This window comes from Mesorhizobium sp. P3_A9 (genome assembly GCF_056402975.1).
Map to the genome: position 1 here is coordinate 1 of NZ_JBFUGJ010000834.1, position 532 is coordinate 532.

Annotated in this window: 1 protein-coding gene; it reads right to left on the bottom strand. The window is 64.3% G+C overall.

Translation table 11 applies throughout. The annotated features are described in order from the left end of the window. A partial coding sequence (locus AC1DX0_RS37000; RefSeq protein ID WP_477359654.1) for an amino acid permease occupies positions 1–532 on the bottom strand: 532 nt, incomplete at both ends.

Here is a 532-nt window from a genome sequence, read left to right on the forward strand (position 1 = left end):
GCCCAGCGGCGGGCCCTGGAAGCGGTTGCGCTCGAAGGCAAACCACACGATCGCCGTCAGGATGAAGAAACCGACGGTGATGTACAGCGCCCAGTCGTTCGGCGGCTGGATGCCGAGGATGAAGATCAGGATCATCGACAGGATCGAGAGAACGCCGAACAGCATGAAGATGGCGCGGCCCATGTTCCACGGGCCCATCTTGTCCCACTTCGGCGTGCCCCAGGCCAGCATGCCGAGTGCGATCGGCACGGTAAAGGACAGGAACAGGAAGATGACGGTGCAGGACACGACGATGGTGTATGCCGAGGTGCCGGCAACCGAAACCAGCGTCGAGCCCCAGACGAACAGCACCGACAACACCGACGCCGTCCAGATCGCCGCCACCGGCGTGCGATAGGTCGGGCTGACCTTGGCGAGTGCCGAGGAGCCKGGCAGGCCGCCGTCACGCGMRAAGGCRAAGATCATRCGCGAGGCCGAGGTGACGGTTGCGAGGCCGCACAGCAGCTGGGCAATGAACACCACGAGGTAGACG